The 18,054-nt window shown below is 68.2% G+C and carries 12 protein-coding genes; 8 read left to right on the top strand and 4 right to left on the bottom strand.

Features of this window, described 5'->3' with window-relative positions:
- The first annotated feature begins 749 nt into the window (after nt 1-749).
- The 6 genes from Q7A36_RS27910 (at nt 750) to Q7A36_RS27885 (ending at nt 7,452) form a co-directional block, all read left to right on the top strand.
- Complete coding sequence (locus Q7A36_RS27910; protein WP_305107057.1) at nt 750-2,264, top strand: sensor histidine kinase; 1,515 nt, start codon at nt 750-752, stop codon at nt 2,262-2,264.
- Complete coding sequence (locus Q7A36_RS27905) at nt 2,249-3,640, top strand: sigma-54-dependent transcriptional regulator (protein ID WP_305107056.1); 1,392 nt, start codon at nt 2,249-2,251, stop codon at nt 3,638-3,640. Before Q7A36_RS27910 ends, Q7A36_RS27905 begins: the two co-directional genes overlap by 16 nt.
- Nucleotides 3,641-3,736: 96 nt before the next feature.
- Nucleotides 3,737-4,444, top strand: coding sequence for a hypothetical protein (locus Q7A36_RS27900; protein ID WP_305107055.1), 708 nt, complete (start codon nt 3,737-3,739; stop codon nt 4,442-4,444).
- 20 nt (nt 4,445-4,464) lie between these two features.
- Nucleotides 4,465-5,709: an MFS transporter gene (locus Q7A36_RS27895; RefSeq protein ID WP_305107054.1), complete on the top strand. Its 1,245-nt coding sequence runs from the start codon at nt 4,465-4,467 to the stop codon at nt 5,707-5,709.
- On the top strand, nt 5,706-6,974 hold the full coding sequence (locus tag Q7A36_RS27890; protein ID WP_305107053.1) for an arsenic transporter: 1,269 nt from the start codon (nt 5,706-5,708) through the stop codon (nt 6,972-6,974). Before Q7A36_RS27895 ends, Q7A36_RS27890 begins: the two co-directional genes overlap by 4 nt.
- A gap of 22 nt (nt 6,975-6,996) precedes the next feature.
- Entirely contained in the window at nt 6,997-7,452 is a 456-nt protein-coding gene (locus Q7A36_RS27885) for a DMT family transporter (RefSeq protein ID WP_305107052.1), read from the top strand.
- Between the two features lie 112 nt (nt 7,453-7,564).
- Here Q7A36_RS27885 and Q7A36_RS27880 read toward each other — a convergent pair whose 3' ends face one another.
- A complete protein-coding gene (locus tag Q7A36_RS27880) occupies nt 7,565-11,041 on the bottom strand; it encodes a bifunctional diguanylate cyclase/phosphodiesterase (protein WP_305107051.1) in 3,477 nt (1,158 codons plus the stop codon).
- Nucleotides 11,042-12,050: 1,009 nt separating this feature from the next.
- Between Q7A36_RS27880 and Q7A36_RS27875 the strand changes: the two genes are divergently transcribed.
- Nucleotides 12,051-13,502: a methyl-accepting chemotaxis protein gene (locus Q7A36_RS27875; protein ID WP_305107050.1), complete on the top strand. Its 1,452-nt coding sequence runs from the start codon at nt 12,051-12,053 to the stop codon at nt 13,500-13,502.
- 274 nt (nt 13,503-13,776) lie between these two features.
- Here Q7A36_RS27875 and Q7A36_RS27870 read toward each other — a convergent pair whose 3' ends face one another.
- Nucleotides 13,777-15,429: a methyl-accepting chemotaxis protein gene (locus tag Q7A36_RS27870; protein ID WP_305107049.1), complete on the bottom strand. Its 1,653-nt coding sequence runs from the start codon at nt 15,427-15,429 to the stop codon at nt 13,777-13,779.
- Between the two features lie 381 nt (nt 15,430-15,810).
- On the opposite strand from Q7A36_RS27870, the gene Q7A36_RS27865 reads away from it, so the two are divergent.
- Nucleotides 15,811-16,572, top strand: coding sequence for a hypothetical protein (locus Q7A36_RS27865; RefSeq protein ID WP_305107048.1), 762 nt, complete (start codon nt 15,811-15,813; stop codon nt 16,570-16,572).
- A gap of 193 nt (nt 16,573-16,765) precedes the next feature.
- On the opposite strand, the gene Q7A36_RS27860 is transcribed toward Q7A36_RS27865, so the two are convergent.
- Nucleotides 16,766-17,056, bottom strand: a complete 291-nt coding sequence (locus Q7A36_RS27860) for a hypothetical protein (protein ID WP_305107047.1) — start codon at nt 17,054-17,056, stop codon at nt 16,766-16,768.
- Nucleotides 17,057-17,079: 23 nt separating this feature from the next.
- Entirely contained in the window at nt 17,080-17,409 is a 330-nt protein-coding gene (locus tag Q7A36_RS27855; protein WP_305107046.1) for a hypothetical protein, read from the bottom strand.
- Nucleotides 17,410-18,054: the final 645 nt, after the last annotated feature.

Here is an 18,054-nt window from a genome sequence, read left to right as displayed (position 1 = left end):
ACATAGTAGCGGCTCCGGCCCCCACAGGCGATTACCGCACCGGCAGGGGCTTGGCCGGGCAGGACAGCGGCGGCGCCCGACGAACGCGCGACGCTATCCCTATCGAAAGATGCCAAAGCCGAACATGGATGAGGTGCCTCGGACTGCTGCGCCGGTGCCAGCACCATGTGCGAGACCACGAGATATGGGTTGGCCCGACGCAGCGTCAGACTTCCTGCAAACTTTGCTCAAGCAGGCCAAGCCGCGGCCCGAGGGCGCGACGTTGTTCTCGCCTTCCAGGCTGTAAAAGGGGAAATGACAGAGCATTGGTGCGTGGCGGCCTCTTGGTCGACCTTGGCGTCTCGACGTCTCGTTCCCGGCGCGTTTTGTAGGGAAGTAAGCGCCGTTTCGAAGCGCGAACTGTAGTGGAAATGCCAGATTCAGCTAATAAATTCATGGACTTGTCGGTGCTGAATCGCGCGCGTGCGCGAAGAGAAATTATAGAGGCCGGGACGAAGTCCGGCAGGCTGGTGCAGACCGCCGTCTCCATGTGCCTCAATGCCGAGCCGCGCAGCCGTTCGGTGTACGCGGCAGGGGCACCTGCCCTGAAGGGCAGGAAGGAGGTCAGGGGTTTGCGCACCGCCAAGAAGGCACCTGTGCGTGTCTTGGAACGTTGATGGTGCATCCCGTAATGGCCGGGCAGCCTGACCCTTCCTCTGCCGGGCTCGCTATCTTGCCGTACCTGCTGACCGGCATCACAAGCGACCGCTATGGGTAGATTGATCGGGCGGTTCATCCCGAGGTCGCTGGCCGGGTGGTTCGCGGCATGCTGGGGCCTGTTCCTGCTCGCCGCCATTGTCGCGGGATCGACGCTGGTCTCGCTCTACCGCGACGGCACCACCGAGCGCCTCCGCCGGGCGGAGGCCGCGCTGGCGCGCGGCTGCGACGCCATCACCGAACGCTATCGCTTTGCCACGACCGGCTCGGCCCGGATCGACTGGCAGGACCCGGAGACGGTTCAACTCCTGACCGCCGCCACGCTGGTTGCGCTGCGCGACCTGCCCGGCGTTGAGGGCGGCCTGTGGCGCTCCGGAGCGGGGCCGTTGGCCTATGCCTACCCGACCTACGAGGGGGCTGGCCCTAAGACGGACGTTCCTGCGGCCGAGCTCTCTCGCATTGGCGAGACGGCCGAGGCCGCCATCCTTCGCGGCGTCCCGGTAATCAGGCGCTACGATGCACGCACGCAGGCCTTGCTGCTACGCGCCTGCCCGCTGCCCGGCACCTCCCTCAATCTTGCGGCTTGGGTCATGGACCGGGTCATCCTGTTCGGCGGACCCGCCTACCTACGGGCGGCCGCCGCACTGGCCGTTCTGACGGCCGTCTTGCTGGGATCGGCGGCCTGGCTCGGCTGGCTGCTCTGGGGCTGGTCGCGCCGCCTGCGCCAGATCGAGGCGGCGCTGGCCGGATCCGGCGCCGAGGACCTGCCGCGCCTTGCCGCCACCGGCCAGCGCGACCTCGACCGCGTGGTGCAGGCCGTCAACGGCGCGGCCGGGCGCTTGGCCGAGGCGCGCCGGGCTGCCGCAGCGGCCGCCGCACGGGCCAATGAGGCCGAGCGCCTGGCCGGTCTCGGCCGGGTGGCAGCAGGTGTCGCGCATGAGGTACGCAACCCGATCGCCGCCATGCGGCTGAAGGCCGAGAACGCTCTCGCCGCCCGCGATCCCGACCGGATGAGGCGCGCCCTGGACGTCGTGCTGGCCCAGGTTGGCCGTCTCGACACGCTCACCCGCGACCTGCTCGACGCCGCCCGCGGAGGTGCGCCACTCCGGCGCCATGCGACGGACCTGGGCGCGCTGGTGGGCGACCGCGTCGCCTTCTACCGTGAGCAGGCCGGTGCGGCGGGCGTCTCGCTCGAAGCAGGGGGCGACGCGATCCCGCCTGCCGCGCTCGACGGCGAGCGGCTGGAGCGTGCGCTCGACAATCTCATCCTCAATGCCTTGCAGGCGACGCCGCCGGGCGGCCGGGTCGAGGTCGCGGCGTGCCGGGGGGAGGACGGCCTCGTGCTGTCGGTGGCCGATACCGGCCGCGGCGTGCCGGAGGCGCTCCGCGCGCACCTGTTCGAGCCCTTTGCCTCCGGACGCCCGGAGGGAACCGGCCTCGGCCTGGCCCAGGTCAGGGAGGCGGCGGAGGCGCACGGCGGGCGCGTTCGCGCGTTGCACCGCGACGATGGCACGACCATCGAAATCATCCTGCCCGAGGGACCCGCCGCTGCATGGCCCGCATCCTGATCGCCGACGATGACACGGGCGTCCGCGAGGGGCTGGCGGAGGCCGTGTCGGACCTCGGCCATGAAACAGTGGAGGCGGCGGACGGCGAGACGGCCCTCGCGGCGGCATGCCAGGGCATTGCGGCCGTCCTGCTCGACCTCCGCATGCCCGGCGCGCTGGACGGCATGGAGGTCCTGCGGCGGCTGCGCGACCGCGCCGGTGCTCCGCCCGTGGCCATCCTCACGGCCTATGCCTCCTCGACCAACACCATCGAGGCCATGCGCCTCGGCGCATTCGACCACCTGACCAAGCCGGTCGGGCGGGCCGACGTCGCCGACCTCCTCGGCCGCATGCTCCGCGCCGGGACAGCGGAGCGGTTGCCTTACGGCGGAGCGACAGAGGACAACCCCGATGCCCTCATCGGCGTGAGCACCGCGATGCGGGAGGTGCAGAAGATCATCGGCCGGGTTGCGGACGGTGACGCGACGGTCCTCGTCACCGGCGAGACCGGGACGGGCAAGGAGGTGGTGGCCCGTGCCCTGCACCGCTTCGGCCGCCGCGCGGCCGGGCCCTTTGTCGCGCTGAACTGTGCCGCCATCCCGGCCGATCTCCTGGAAGCCGAGCTCTTCGGTCATGCCAAGGGTGCCTTCACCGGCGCGCTGGCCGAACGTCACGGCGCCTTCCGCGAGGCGCATGGCGGCACGCTGTTCCTCGACGAGATCGGCGACATGGACCTCGCCATGCAAGCCAAGATCCTGCGCGTGGTGCAGGAGAGGGAGGTGACGCCGCTCGGCGGCAGGGCGGTGCGTGTTGACGTGCGGATCGTCGCGGCGACCCACCGCGACCTCCTCGTCCGGGTGCGGGATGGCGCCTTCCGCGAGGACCTGTACTACCGGCTCGCCGTGGTGCCGGTGCATCTGCCGCCGCTGCGTGAGAGGCCAGCCGACGTGGTGCCGCTGGCCGAGCACTTCCTGGCCCGCCTGCCCGGGCAGCGGCGGCTCAATGCCGATGCGGCTTCACGGCTGCTGGCGCATCCCTGGCCCGGCAATGCGCGCGAGCTCCGCAACGCCATGGAGCGCGCTGCCGCGCTCGGCCGCGGCGAGGTCATCGGTGCGGCGGACCTAGCCTTCCTTGACGGCGTGGATCTCCGGCCAGGGGGAACGGAGGACTGGCTCGCGGGCGATCTGCCAACCGCAGTTGCGCGGCTGGAGCGTGCCATGATCCTCCGGACGTTGCGCGAAACCGAGGGCAATCGAGCCGAAGCAGCCCGGCGGCTCGGCATCCACCGCCAACTGCTCTATACGAAAATGCGGCAGTTCGGTCTGGCAATGGTGTCCGAAGAGAAGACGGGCACCGTCCGGACCGCGGACGGCCGCGACTCTGAACCAGACCTCTAAGTTGCTGGTTTCACTGCTATTGTTCTCTGGCATGCGGTTTGCGCTCTCCGGATCCAGTCCGCCGATGCAGCGGTGGTCCTGGATGGAGACACTGCCATGCCGAGGCTCAGCAAACCCATTCCGCTCCTTGCCGCCCTGCTCGCCTTATCTCTGGGTGGCGCGGCGCTGGTCTGCGCCCAACCTGTCCCGCCCACCTTCGGCCCGACCGGCTTCGATCCGGCGCAACTGCCGGAGACCCGCGGTGTCCTCGCACGATACACACTGACCCTGCGCGGCGAGGTCGACGGCTTTCTATTGCAGGACGGCACGCAGGTGCGCGTGCCGCCACACCTCTCGACCCAACTCGTCTATGCCGTGCACCCCGGCGACGCGGTGACGGTGCGTGGCCTGCGGGCGCTCGGCGCGCCGCTGGTCTCCGCCGTCTCCGTTGCCCGCGACGCGGGTGGGCCACCGGTGGTCGATATGGGCGGCGGTCCCCGCGGTGCCCTCCGCCCGGTAGATGTGCAGGGCCGGGTGCAGATGCCGCTGCGCGGCCCCCGCGGTGAGGTGAACGGGGTACTCCTGGAGGACGGCACGCAGGTGCACCTGCCGCCACCCGAGGCCGAGCGCTTCGCTGACCTATTCCGCCCCGGACAAACGCTCGCCGCCCGAGGCGATGGCCTGACCACTCCGCTCGGTACCGTGCTCGAGGCGGATGCGATCGGCCCTGGCCCGGACCGGCTGGCCGAGATCGGCAGGCCGTCCCGTCCGCTGCGGGACGACCGCGGTCCCGGGACCCTGCCGCCGCGCCCGCCGCGCGGCTGAGCCCGGGGAGCCCGGCCGCCATGCGCACTGCCCGCGCCCTCGACGCGCTGAACTTCTTTCTCGCCGACGTCCGCGACGGTCTCGGCCCCTATCTCGCCGTCTACCTGCTCGCGGTGCATCACTGGGACCAAGCGGAGACGGGCCTGGTGCTCTCCATCGCGGGTGTCGCCGGTTTGCTCGCCCAGGTTCCGGCAGGGGCGCTGGTGGACAAACTGCGCGCCAAGCGCGGGCTGCTCGCTGCCGCCGCCATCACCGTGACGGCGGTCTGCCTGGCGATCCCGCTCTGGCCGAGCTTCTGGCCGGTGGCTGCCGCACAAGTCGCCAGCGGTGCGGCCTCGGCGGTCTTTCCGCCAGCTATCGCCGCCATCACGCTCGGCCTGGTCGGGCACGCAGCTTTCACCCGGCGGACCGGCCGCAACGAGGCCTGGAACCACGCCGGGAACGCCTTTGCCGCCACGGGCGCAGGGGTGCTGTCCCTCTGGTGGGGGCCGATCGCGGTGTTCGCCCTGCTCGGCGGCATGGCACTGGCCAGCCTCGCCGCGGTTCTCGCCATCCCGGGACGGGAGATTGACCATGACTTGGCGCGAGGGCTCGATGGCGCCGCCGAGGGCGGGAAGTGCGAGGAGCCCTCGGCCTGGCGGGTGCTACTGACCTGCCGCCCGCTGCTGGTCTTCGCGGTCAGCATGGCGCTGTTCCACGTCGCTAATGCGGCCATGCTGCCGCTGGTCGGGCAGAAGCTGGCCGAGCAGGACCTCAACCGCGGCACGGCGCTGCTCTCGGCCTGCATCGTCGGGGCGCAGGTCGTCATGGTGCCGATGGCCTGGCTGGTTGGCGCCCGGGCCGACACCTGGGGACGCAAGCCGCTCTTTCTCGCGGGCTTCGCCGTGCTGGCGGCTCGCGGTACTCTCTACACCCTCTCAGACGATCCCTACTGGCTGCTGGCGGTGCAGGCGATGGACGGCGTCGGCGCCGGGCTGTTCGGCGCATTGCTGCCGATTGTTGTCGCTGACCTGACGCGCGGCACCGGCCACTTCAACGTCAGCCTCGGCGCGATCGCCACCGCCCAGGGCGTCGGCGCCTCGCTGAGCAACGCCGCGGCCGGATGGGTGACCGTCCAGGCCGGGTACGACGCTGCCTTCCTGTCACTGGCTGGGGTGGCGATGCTAGGGGCTCTGGCGTTTTGGCTGCTCATGCCGGAGACGCGGGCCGAGGTTGCTGGCACCGAGCAGCGGTACGGACGCCGGGTGGAAAGGGCGACAGTGTGATCGCCGCGCTCTCCGCCTCGCCCTGGACGACCTGGATCATCGCCGCCGCCGCGACCGCGGGCGTGATCCTGCGCCCTTTCGCCTGGCCAGAATGGATATGGGCGGTCGCGGGGGCGGCGTTGCTCACTGGCCTCGGCCTCCTCTCCCCGGCCGAGGCGCTGGACGGCATCGCCAAGGGCACGGATGTCTACCTGTTCCTCACGGGCATGATGCTGCTGGTCGAGCTCGCGCGGCAGGAGGGATTGTTCGACTGGCTGGCGGCTCACGCGGCGCGGCATGCCAGGGGTTCGGCCACACGGCTGTTCGCGCTGGTCTACGCCGTCGGCACGCTGGTCACGGTGTTCCTGTCGAACGACGCGACGGCGGTGGTCCTCACCCCGGCCGTGGCGGCTGTGGCTCGGGCGGCCGAGGTCGGGGAGCCGCTGCCCTACCTGCTGGTTTGTGCCTTCATCGCCAACGCGGCGAGCTTCGTGCTGCCGATCTCGAATCCGGCCAATCTGGTGATCTATGGCAGCCACATGCCGCCGCTACTCGAGTGGCTGCCGCGCTACGCCTTGCCCTCGATCCTGGCCATCGGCGCTACCTTTCTTGTCCTGCGATGGACGCAGCGGACGCCGCTGCGAGAGCCGGTCTCGTCCGACATTGAGATGGCCGAGCTCTCGCCGGGCGGCCGCATGGCGGCCTGGGGTATCGCGGGTACCGCGGCGGCACTGCTCGCGGCCTCAGCTTTCGACCTACAACTCGGCCTGCCGACCTTCCTGGCGGGTGTGACCACCGCGGGTATGGTGCTCCTGCGCTCACGTTGCGGCCTCCGGGAAGTAGTGAGTGGCGTCTCCTGGGGCGTGCTGCCGCTGGTTGCGGGGCTTTTCGTCCTGGTGGAAGCGCTCGAGCAGACCGGCGTTACACGTGCTATCGCGACGCAGTTGCACAGCCTGGTGCAGCAGTCCGCGACCCTTGCAACATGGGCTTCCGGTGTTGTCCTCGCGCTCGGCTGCAACCTGGCGAACAACCTGCCCGTCGGCTTGGTCGCGGGCCGCGTCGTGGAACTGGCCCAGGTACCCGAGACGGTGCGCGCAGCGGTGCTGATCGGCGTGGACCTCGGCCCAAACCTGTCGGTCACCGGATCACTGGCGACCATCTTGTGGCTCGTTGCGCTGCGTCGCGAGGGCCTGGCAGTGGGCGCATGGACCTTCCTCAAGCTCGGCGCGGTGGTGATGCCACCCGCCCTGCTGCTCGCCATCGGGGGCTTGTTCGTCTTCGGCTGAAAGCAAGGGATCACGATTTCCAATGCAGACCATCAGCGCAGCATGGCTCTATCCCATCATCCTCGCCTGCGGTGCCCTTCAGGCATGGGGGCCGCCGATGAACGGCGCGCTGCGCCAGGCACTCGCCAACCCCTGGCTCGCCAGCGTCGTGTCATTTCTGCCGATTGTCGCTCTCCTCGGCATCGTCTTTCTGTGCCAGCCACGCCCTATGCCGACCGTCGAGGGCGTATCCGGCATGCCCTGGTGGGCACCGCTCGGCGGCGTCATCGGCGCCTTTGCCGTGGTCGCCGGGCTGCTCTTCGTTGATCGGGTCGGCGCAGGAGTCTTTGGCGGCCTGACGATCACTGCGAGCATCCTGATGTCGCTGCTGATCGACCACTACGGCCTGTTCGGCATGCCGGAACACGGCCTCAACCTCGGTCGGGTGCTCGGCGGCGCGTTGATGGTCGTGGGTATAGCGCTGGTTGCCGCGTTCTGATGTCTACTTGAGTGCGCCGGTGGCCTGGATGGGGGCGGGCGTACAACTCGGGCTCGATGACTACGATGGCTGGAGTTGGCGTCATATCGGGACGCCAGAACGGTTGTGTCTGTCAGGCGGCCGAGACATTGCTCCCTACATGCTCGGCCGCAGTAGCGAGTTGTAGTAGCATCGCGGGGACTTCGGCGGCGTGGACCGACCTGCTGAACAGGTAGCCTTGCGCCTCGCTACATCCCTTGCGGCGCAGAGCCGCGAACTGTTCCTCTGTCTCCACCCCCTCGGCCGTGGTGGTCATCTCCAGACCCTTGCAGAGGTGTGCCACCGCACGCACGATCGCGTTGCTCTGACGGGTCTGGTCCAGCCCGCGGGTGAAACCGCGGTCAATCTTCACCTTGTCAAACGGGAAACGCTGGAGGTAGCTCAGCGAGGAGTACCCGGTTCCGAAGTCGTCCATGACGATACGAACGCCTAGCGCCTTCAGCCGGTGCATCGTGGCCAGCGTCGCCTCGGTCTCCCGCAGCAGCACCGTCTCGGTGATCTCAAGCTCGAGCCTGCCGGGCTCCAGTTGCGCCTCCGCCAGCGCGCCCGCCACCGCGTCCACGAGCCCTGGGCTGGCGAACTGGGCCGGAGAGAGGTTCACGGCCACTTTGAGAGCACCGGGCCAGTGCGCCGTCTCTGCGCAGGCGCGCCGTAACACCCACTCGCCGAGCGGGACGATAAGGCCGATCTCCTCGGCGAGCGGGATGAAGCGGTCCGGCGGCATTAGGCCGCGCTCAGGGTGACGCCAGCGGACCAGCGCCTCCAGGCCGGTGACCTTCCGATCGTCGACCCTAACGACTGGCTGGTAGTGCACCTCGAACTCGCCTGCGTCGAGCGCCCGGTGCAGGTCTAGCTCGAGGGCGCGACGCATTTGCGCACGCTGGTCCATCTCCGGCTCGAAGAAGCGCCAGGTACCCCGGCCGTCGGACTTGGCTTGGTACAGCGCCATGTCGGCCGCTCTCAGCAGGGCATCACCATCGACCCCGTCCTGCGGCGCGACGGCAATGCCGATGCTCGTGCCTATCGTGACCCGATGGCCGTCGAGGTCGAAGGGCATTGACAGCACCTCGACGAGGCGCCGCGCCAGCGTCACGGTGTCGCTCGCCTGGTCAGCGCCGGACTGCACGATGGCGAACTCGTCGCCACCAAGGCGGGCGAGGGTATCCGTCTCACGCATTTCCGCCCTGAGGCGCGCGGCGACATTACGCAGCAAGACGTCGCCCGCGGGGTGGCCGAGGGTGTCGTTGACCTCCTTGAAGCGGTCGAGGTCGAGGCAGAGCACCGCGAAGCCCTCGCCCCGTCGCATCCGGGCCAGCGCCTCGTTTAGGCGCTTGCGGAACAGCGCCCGGTTCGGCAGGCCCGTCAGAGTATCGTGGTGCGCCAGATGGGCGATGCGGTCCTCGGCCTCGCGTCGTTCGGTGACGTCGATGACCACTCCCACCGCAGCGAGCCGACGCCCGTCGGCGTCGTACTCGTAGCGGACGCGCGCCTCAATGTGGCGCAGCGCGCCGTCGGAAGAGCGGCGGATACGGTATTCGGTCGCTCCTCCAGGTGCACGGACGGGCGCCGCACGTTCAATTCCTCTCCGAAGGCGCTCCAAATCCTCCGGTAGCATCGGGGCAAACCACACCTCGGCTGGGATCGTCGCTACCCCCGGTGGAAGGCCGTAGATAATTCGCGTCTCGGCGCCGACGGTGACCACATCCGCCTCGAAGTCGTGGCGGAAGGTGCCGATGCGTCCGACCTTGAGGCTGAGACGCAGCAGCGCCTCGGCTTCGCGCGCCTCGGTGACGTCGACGACGACCCCGACCGCGCCGACTGTCCGACCCTCGGCATCGCGGTGGTAACGCGCGCGGGCCTCAATGTGCCGGACTTTGCCATCGCCTGGTCGACGCATCCGGTAATGAAAGGACCCCTCGGGCACACCGCTTGCGCGGGCATCGGCAAGCGCGGCCACAATGCGTCCGCGATCTTCAGGCAGGATCGTGGCGAGCCAAATGGCCGTTGATATCGGCTCGTCACCCTTTGGGAGTCCGTGCAATACCCGAGTCTGTGCCCCGCAGTGGATGTTGCCCTCGGCGTCACGGGTGTAGGTGCCGATATGACCGATCTCCATGCCGAGCCGCAGCATTTCCTCGCTGGCGCGTAGTCGATCCTCGGCCTCCCGACGTTCGGTGACGTCGTGGGCGACGGCAACGCAGCGAGTTGGGCGGCCTTCCGTGTCGCGCGCCGATACGGTGAGGCTCAGGCGAACCCAAACCGTGGAGCCGTCCGGACGTAGGAAGCGCTCCTCAAAGTCCCGGGCCCCAGCAGCTTCGATCGCTCGCCAGCTCGCCACTTCGGCCTCAATGTGGTCGGGATGGAAGACATCCGTCAGGCCAAGCCCGCCCAGGAGGTCGGCCGCCGTCCGTCCTGTCATCGAGCAGAAGCGGGCGTTGACCCGCACGAAGCGTTGGCCAGCGATGTCGATCTCTGCAACGCCGACTGTCCCTGCCTCGAACACCGCACGCAGGGCGCCGTCGCGCTCGGCCAAGGCCCGCGCAGCATTCTCGCGCTCTCGGGCCGCCGCCTCGCGCTCGTGCGACAGGGCAAGTTCGGCCTCGGCCGTGGCTTGGGCGGCTCGGGTCCGGCGGAGCGCGGCCCGGGCTCGCGCCTGCCGGTCCCAGAGCCGGGCACCGATGAGCACCAATGCCGCCAGCAGTGAGGCGCCGACGCCCAGGCGGATGGCTTCGTGCCGCCAGGGCTCGAGCACCTCGTCGGTCGCACGCGTCGCCAGGATCGCCAAGGGATAGCCGCCAAGCACCTGCGCCCCGAGGATCCGGTCTTTACCATCGATCGCGCTCCGGGACCGAAGCACCCCGCCGCCGCTCGCAAGCAGTCCGAGGAGCGCATCTGATCGCGTGATGACGGTGCCGATGGTAGCGTCAGGCCAGGGATGGCGGGCCAATAGAAGGCCGTCGCGACGGACCAGAGCGATGGAGCCCGTCCGGCCGAGGGCGAGCCGCCCGAATGGCGCCTCGAACCTCCGAAGGTCAATGGCAGCGCCCGCGACCCCGAGAAAGCTGCCGTTTGCCGCTCGCAGGCGGCGGGCGACGAAGACAGTCCACCGGCCGTCGATGCGGTTCCGCGTAGGGGCGCTCAGGAAAATATCCGGTCCGCTCTCGCTGCGCAGGGCCTCGAAGTAGTCGCGCCCTGTCACATCGATGCTTGGCGTCGGGAAGACGCCGGAAGTGACGATGAGCTTGCCTACGTGGTCGACGAGCAGCAGGCGGTCCACCCGAGGCAGAGCGGCAGCCCTGCCACGCAGGGCTTCATACGCCCACGTGGTTGCGAACCGTTCGTGGAACTCGTCTGCGGTGGCGACACCTTCGGCACGCACCCATTCCGCTATGCCGCCCTCTAGTTGCTCGACGGCGCGGAAGCCATCCTCGACCGAGTCGGCCAGCACCAGGGAGAGATTCCGCACCTCGCGCTCAGTGTCCCGCAGCGCCGCGTCGTGCTGCGCGGCCAGGTAACCCAGAGCCACAAGCACGACGAAGAGCGCAAGCACGGCGGCACATAGCATCCGCCACAGCGAGGCTCGCCTGTCCTCGGCAGTACCCGACGTTGTCGTGCCGGGCCGGAGGTGGCGCGTGAGGTTCAGCCAACTGCGGGCAAGCGGGCGGGGGGTAGGCATGGGATGGCTTCGGACCCCAATGCGTTCTCGCCTCCCGTCCGGGATGGACGGGGTAGGGCAGTGGCGGCGTTTCGGCAGCACGCTGCTTCCATTACCGCGAAGCGGCGGGCCAAGGTTTATGCCCGTGCCTCAGATGAAATCGATGTGCAAGATACCGCACGATCGTCGCCTAGCCCGCCCAATCCTGGGAGTTTTTCCCGCGAGTGTGTTGTGCAGCGGGTGGGCTACCAGGGCTCGTGCGGCAGCCGATTGCCTCGGGTCGGAGGCGTCCTCTTTTACCGCTTGGCGCGTCCTTCCGAAGCAGCAAAGCGTGTTGCCGAACGGCAGGGTGCTCATTGGTGGAATTGAGTTAGATCTATTAACCTTCTGATTTAGATAGTATGATCTCCACAAGAGTCGTGTCCGAGAAAGAACGCAGGTTCAGCAATGCCGACGAGGCCTGCACGTCCAGCCAGCACCTCGCTGCATGAGGCTCCCGAAGCAGCCTCGGCGGGAACTACTGGCTACCGCTTTAGGGCGGCCTGAGGCGCATGCGGCTCTGCCCGCCCCCTGCCTTGCTCGTGTGCCTTCTCGGCCGGTTGCCGGTGCCCTTGCTCGGCACGGCAATGCTCCGTCCTGTGCCGGGAGACGATCTCGCGGCCGTGCTCGTCCCTGGTGACAATCCTACCCGGGTGTTGGACGCCATGGCTGCGTCAGGAGGCACTTGGAGCCTTCTCCGGATTATCGCCACGCCCATCCCGGTACTGCTGGTCCGCCCCGGTGACGAGGACTGGCATGCCACCCTCAGCGGCCTACGCCGCGCCCGCGGTGTCCTGCTCGTCACGCGGGGGTCCACCATCAATGACTGCTTCAGCCCGCCCCCGATCCGCAAAGGCTAGACCCCGTGAACCTCGACACCTTGCGCCAGCGTGTTGGTGCGCTGGTCGTTCTCCTGCTCTGGGGCCTGACGGCCGCAGTGGGAATGGCATCCCTCGCCGGAGGTGGCTTCACCGGGGTGGTCATCTCCGCGCTGGCGGCCGGTGCGGCGACCTGGACTCATCTCGCCGCGTCAGGCGGACCACTGGCGCGTAACACGGCCGCTGCGGCCATGGTCTGCGCCGTCTCCGCTCTGGTCTGGGCGGCGCCGACCGGGCTGCGCACCGACATGCACATGGCCTACTTCGCCGGATTGGCGCTGCTGGCCGGGTTCTGTGACCTGCGCCCGATCGCGGTGGCGACCGTCCTGACGGCTGTCCACCATCTCGGCCTCGGGCTGTTGGCACCTCTTATGGTGTTCCCCGATGCCGACGGCGTGCTCGTCCGTGTCGTCGTGCACGCCGTCATCCTCCTCATCGAAGCCGGGGCACTGGCCTGGGTGGCGAGCGGGATTGAGCGCTCTGCCGCCGCGGGCCTGGCCGCCGCCGAGCAGCGGGCCGAGCAGGCGCGTGCCGAGGGCGCGGAGGTTGGGCGCGCCCTGCATCGAGTTCAAGAGAACGCGGCAGCGGAGGCACGCGCCGCCAGGTGGGGCCTCGCCACCCGGGTCGAGGACGCGATTGGCGCCGTAGCAACCCATGTTGCCGAGGCCGCTGTCGCGCTCGAGGCTGCGGCACGTTCCCTTGCAGAGGATGCCCGCGCGGCCGCAGGGGAGGCCGCGACCGCCGCCGCGGCGACCGGCGCCGCGATGGGTGACGCGCAGACCGTGGCGGCGTCGGCGGAGGAACTCGCCGCGCCGACCTTGGAGATTGCGCGGCAGGTCCAGCATGCCTCCAGAATTTCCTCGGATGCCGTGGTGCGGGTGCGGGCCGCCGACCGGGCCGTCGCAGGCCTTACTGAGACGGCCGAGCGCATTGGGACTGTGGTGCAGGTCATCACCCAGATCGCCGGGCAGACCAACCTGCTGGCGCTGAACGCGACGATCGAAGCGGCGCGAGCAGGCGAGTCGGGAAAGGGCTTTGCGGTCGTCGCGGGCGAGGTGAAGACGCTGGCCGTCCAGACCGCGCGGGCCACCGAGGAAATTGCCGCGCAAATCGGGCAGGTGCAGGCGGCGACTGCCGAGACTGTCGCTGCGCTTAGCGGCATCGGTCAGGCCGTCGAAGCCGTAGGTGAGGTAGCTGCGGCCATCGCGGGCGCAGTAACCGAACAGCAGGCCGCCACGCAGGAGAGCGCGGGTGCGGTGGGCCACGTCGCGGCACGGACGCGGAGCGCCACAGAGGCTGTCGGCCGGGCCCGAGGACGCGCAGAGAGTGCGGCCGAGGCCTGCTCCGCACTCACCCAGACCGCGGCGGCCCTGAAGCAGCAGGGTGACGTGCTTCGGCAGGAACTCTCTGCCGCCCTGGATGGGTTGCGGGCGGCGTGAGGTGGGTCGGAGCGGATCCGACCCTGTAGCGAGGACGGGCTCGCGCCGGACCTCGACGGGCTGACTATGCTATCCGGTCACATTGCCGACGGGCGTTCAAAGGGCACACAGATCCACGAAATGGACTGAGCACAGATTGTGCCATTGTGGTCGCCCCGGAGTCAGTTCGAGACACCCCCATCAAGGAGGCCGCGTGGTGGACTGGCCTGCGCGGCAAGGTTCCTCGGCCTGCAAATTTGCCGTGCCGACCTAACACACGCGCCCGCCCCCTTCGTCAGGCCGATCGCTTGACCTCCGAGCGCCTGGCGATGGCGGCAAGCCTGGCCTGTTGCTGTGCGTCGGCTTCAACGGATAGGCCAAACGTACCGTCGGCGTGCTTCAGCTTCACCGTGCAGGAGATCTGCATCCCGTCCAGCATGAGCGTTCCCGTCGACCCCAGGGTGAGGTGCTCCGCCGTGCGGATGCGCGCGCCGCCGACTGAGAGGTCCAGCACCTGCACTTCAAACGGCCGACCGCCAGCGATGGACGCCTGTGCTATAAGGCTGACGGCAGACCTTTCCCCGTCGCGGCGATCAACGTCCTGCGTCGAGGTGCGGACAACGCGGATGACTGTGTTCCGCAGGCCCGTGACCTCGGTTCCGAGCAGGTCCGAAATCTGCTGCACGGCCCCGGCCTGGGCATCAGCATCCTGGGCTGCCTGCTGGACATTGCTGGTCTGGGCTGACATCAGCTTCGCGGCTGCCGCGGCGGCGGTCATGCTCCGCGCGATCTCCGACGTCGAGGCGCTCTGCTGCTCGACAGCGGCGGCCACTGAGGTGGTGATGCTCTCCATTTCTCCGATCGTCGTGGCAATGTGCCCGACCGCCTTCGCAGCCGCCATGGTGGCCTGCTGCACCGCGCTGATCTGGCGGTTGATCTCCTCGGTCGAGCGGGCGGTCTGGGTCGCCAACTGCTTGACCTCGCTCGCCACGACGGCAAAACCCTTGCCACCCTCTCCCGCTCGAGCCGCCTCGATCGTGGCGTTCAAGGCCAGCAGGTTAGTCTGGCCCGCCACATCGGCGATCATGCGGGCGACCTGGCCGATGTTCTCCGCCTGCTGGGAGAGCGCCGCAATGCTCGCCTGCGCCTCGCGCCCGGCCTCGACGGCGGTCGTCGCCACCCGGCGGGTCTTCACCACCTGCTGGGTGATCTCCGCGACCGAGCTGGTGAGCTGGTCCGCCGCTGCGGCTACCTCCTCGGCCGTGTGCAATGTCTGGTTGGCCGCGCCTGACGCCTGCTTGGCACTGGAGCCGGTCTGCGCCGCCGTGCCGGACATGGCCTTGGCGGTGGCGGCCAGTTCGGCGGTCAGGTCGCCGACCTTCTCGACTGCGGTGCCCGCCTCGCGCTCAATGGTCTCGGCCATCTCCCGCAAGGCTGCGGCGCGGCTGGCCTGCTCAGCCTTGGCATAGGTTTCCAGCAACACCTCAAGGTCCAGCCAGGCGAGCTTGTTCAGGGCTGTCCAGAGAGCCATGCCCTGGGCGGCGGTGCCACGTCCGAGCAGGCGCCCGGTTGTGAGACTGGCTTCGAGGCCAAGATCGCGGACAACGGCGTTGGTGACGCTTGAATGGCAGATGGCGACTGCGTAGCCGGGCACTCGATTTTCGTAGAAAGCTGAAGCGAGCGCTTCAGCGGACTCCTGGAAGCCGCTGCCGAGCCTGCCGGAGACGACGCGCTGCCAATGGCTGACCCGGACGGCATGGACCTTCGGGTCCATTAGAGTTTTCTGAATTTCGGGCCAGTTGGAGAACGCCCCGTGCAGGTCGGTGAGCAGCTTCGGCATGCGCGCTTCCAGGTGAGCAGCCTGAGTACGCAAGACGGCCATGTCAACGGACGTGATCCCGAAGGCAGCGAGGCGCTTCTGCTGGTCGGGGGAGAACGCTTCGGTCATTTTACGTCCAATGGCCACGGTGTTTCCGTCCGGACCATAGGATGTTTCCATGGCGGGTTTCTGAACCGCATAAGACCGGGTCCGGCCGTCTACAATGGCCGTGGTTGCGTGGTTCGGCCCCCGTGGCGAAAGCGCACCAATCTCCGTCCCGGTGACCAACCGGTCGCCGCCGCCCCGAGGTCTGCATCGGCACCCATCCGAAAGAACCGTCGGTGACAACAGACGCTCCAGGTGGAAGTGCGCGGGCGCACGGCCCGTGCGGGACTGGGTCCGGTAGAGGTCTGCAAATCGCAAGTCTGGGCAGGTTGCGGCGGGTATGGGACGGCGATGCATGACGCACCGCCCACGAGCCGACATTCCAAGGCTGCCTGGGAGGAAGGGATGCTTGAACTCGTCTCACTCCGCACACAACCCGACCTGCGGGCGCAGGTGTTCGGCCAGGTGTTCCGGGCGCTTTGGCCTGCCTTCATGCAGGAGGACCCTACGGCCGACCTCTTCTTCGCTCGGGCGCACCGAGAGGCCTACCTTGATACTGCGTTTGCCGTGGTCGATCCGGCTCGGCCCGAAGTGGCGGTCGGGCGTGCCTTCGCGGTGCCCTTCGCCTTCGGGGAGGACGGCCGGGAGGAACTGCCTGACGCGGGTTGGGACGGTGTCGTCCGCTGGGCACACGAGGATCGTACCCTCGGCAGAGCGCCAAATGCCCTCAGTGCATTGGAGATCACTCTCCTGCCATCCCACTGGGGGCGGAGTGCTTCCGGCGTGGTGCTCGACGCCATGCGGCGACGCGCGCACGACCTAGACCTCCGCCACTTCTTCGCGCCGGTGCGGCCTACGGAGAAGCACCTCGAGCCATTCGTGCCCATGGTGGAGTACGCGGCTCGAAGGAGGGTGGATGGCCTACCAGCCGACCCGTGGCTGCGGGTCCACGTGCGCGCAGGGGGTGCGATTGTGAAGGTCGCGCCGACCAGTATGGTGGTCCCAGGCACGATCGCGGACTGGCGGCGCTGGACAGGCATGGAATTCAGCGAGTCCGGCAGCATCGCTGTGCCGGGCGCGCTCGCCCCGGTGCACGTCTCCCTGGAACAGGACCACGCTGTCTACGTCGAACCGAACGTCTGGTTGCGCCACACCGTCCCGGATTGAGCATAACCGATCCCGCGTGTGCTCCGGCAAGGTCTCATGTCGCCGCGGTGCTGACGTGGCGGCCGTGCATGGTCAGCCACAGCGGGAATCGTGCTCAGGAGGCTCGGCCACGGTGCTCGTGCTCTCTCCGGGCCTCACCGAGACCGGTTACGGCAAGGGTAGGGCGGCGAGGTTCCACCTCCCTTTAACGTCGCTAGCCGACCTGCTTGAGTTCGGCGAGCGACACCTCGCCGAACTGGTCGGTGAACGTAGGTGAGTGATCGGCGCCCCGGCGCTGTGACACGCCACTGATGCGGTGACTGCCGGTATCGTATAGCGTCACCTTCCCACCCTGCTTAATGGCGAGACGGCGGGCGTCGGGGAAGAAGGCGTAATGGATGTCGTTCTGGCCGCCACTCGATGCAGGTTGGCCGAGGCCTTCAGGCCACCAAGCCGGACTGAAGTCCAACGGCTGCATCGGTGGCATGGGCTTGAGAGGCTCCATGAATCCTTCCTTCTAAACGGACTTCAACGACCCTTCAGCGGCCCACCCATGTTGGCGAAGATCTGCCGATCCTTGTTCTCTTGCATCAGCATCGAGAAGCTTGGGATTTTCTCGAAACCGAGGCCCTGGGGAACACCCGTGTCGGGGTCGGGCTGGACCTTGGCGTAGCTCTCGCCCGCAATTTTCTCCCACTTGCCCGCAGGCTTCTTGACCTCAAGGTTCACCACAGTCGCCTTGAAGACCATACGAACGATGGCCTCCTTGGGCGCGGACGGCTTGGTGAGGCTCGGTGCGCCCGCCATGACCTGCCAGCCATTCTTCACGGCCCAGGCCGTCAGTTCATCCTTGTCCATCAGGTAGTTCTTTCGTGGATCTCGCCCGCCACGGGAGTTGGGCAGAGCAGTGGCACCAAGACCATCGCACCCCTGGCCGTTGGCACCAGAATTGGCAACAGAATTCTGCATTGCCGGAGACCTTCGCAGCACGGCGTGTGTCGGAGCGAAAACGGCCTGCCAGGTCGGTGACCAATAGAGCGACCCGAACACCTCGCCCGGACTGCGGCCTTGGACGTGGAGCGCCCAGGAGCAGAGCAGGACGGCCGGGAGCTCCGGCACCAAGGCGCCTGCCAGTACCGCCAAGTTCCGGCGCATGTCGCCGGGTATCCCAAGGCGGCGACGCCGATCAGCATGTGGGAGGGGGTCTGCATGCCACGCCAGCGCCGATGTTGTTCCGCAATGATGCCCACAAATCAGAAGCTTAACCGCTAAAAAGCGGGAGAATCGTAGACTCTAGAGGGGCGTAGATGCCGTAGCAGCTCCTTTGCAGGATGGCGATCTCTGACTAAAGTCAGAGGATGCACGAGCGCCATATCGAGCAGGTTCGCCGCTTCAACCGAGCCGCCACGCTGCACATCGGCGCGTTGGAGAACAGCTACCTGTGGGGTGCGGCACGGTTCGATGAGACAGACGGCTGCGGTAGAAATCACCGCAACCGGAGGT

Source organism: Paracraurococcus lichenis (assembly GCF_030657435.1).
In the GTDB taxonomy this organism is placed as follows: domain Bacteria; phylum Pseudomonadota; class Alphaproteobacteria; order Acetobacterales; family Acetobacteraceae; genus Paracraurococcus; species Paracraurococcus lichenis.
The sequence above is the reverse complement of the archived record's forward strand: the minus strand, read 5'-3'. Positions and strand labels throughout refer to the sequence as shown.